Annotated in this window: 1 protein-coding gene; it reads left to right on the forward strand. The window is 42.3% G+C overall.

Annotated features, from left to right (window positions below; translation table 11 throughout):
• A partial coding sequence (locus tag CBG25_RS05570) for a DUF1983 domain-containing protein (RefSeq protein WP_290605172.1) occupies positions 1–726 on the forward strand: 726 nt, incomplete at both ends.

The following is a 726-nucleotide window of genomic DNA, read 5'->3' on the forward strand; positions in this document are numbered from 1 at the left end:
ATCACTGTTGGCATGTTTTCATTAACTGCTGCTCCTAGGTTAGGTGATTCAGCCGCCTATGGCAGTACATTTGAATTTTGGTTTAGCGATACAAAATTGCCAGACGCCTCAGAACATGAAGTCATTAATCATGCCACTAAAGTCGGACAAGGGCAGTTTTGGACTCAGGAGAATCTTAACGTTGGTCACGAGTATTTTTTCTATATTCGCACGATAAATAGTTATGGAAAATCACTTTTTGTTGAAGCATCAGGCAAACCGGATAGTTTACCGGGTGATATTTTAGCAGAAATTGACAAAAAAATTAACGATACGGAAGCCATTAAACAGTTAAAAAAAGGAATAGACAGCAGCACCGAAGCGATACTGGAAAACGCAAAAGGACTTAACGGCAATACACAGTATTTCATGCGTCAAAACGGCAAGATGAAAGCCGAAATTGTCAGGGTTGACAATTACGTGGTAACCGAGACTAAAGCCTTAGCCGAGTCTATCCATCAGGTCAGAGCGACAGCGGATAAGTCTTGGGCAGCGGCGCAGAACTCGCTACAAGCCAAATACGACATGAAAAAGGGAGAAGCCTCCGCGACTTTCACTAACTTGGTAAAAATAGTTTATGACGGCGTTTCATATGATGCAGGCATGGTAACTGGCGCTGAGTTAAAAGATGGAAAAGTCAGCACACAAATTGGCTTTAGTGCCCAAACCTTTATTGTCTACAATCCG

This window comes from Arsenophonus sp. ENCA (assembly GCF_002287155.1).
GTDB classification, from domain to species: Bacteria; Pseudomonadota; Gammaproteobacteria; order Enterobacterales; family Enterobacteriaceae; genus Arsenophonus; species Arsenophonus nilaparvatae.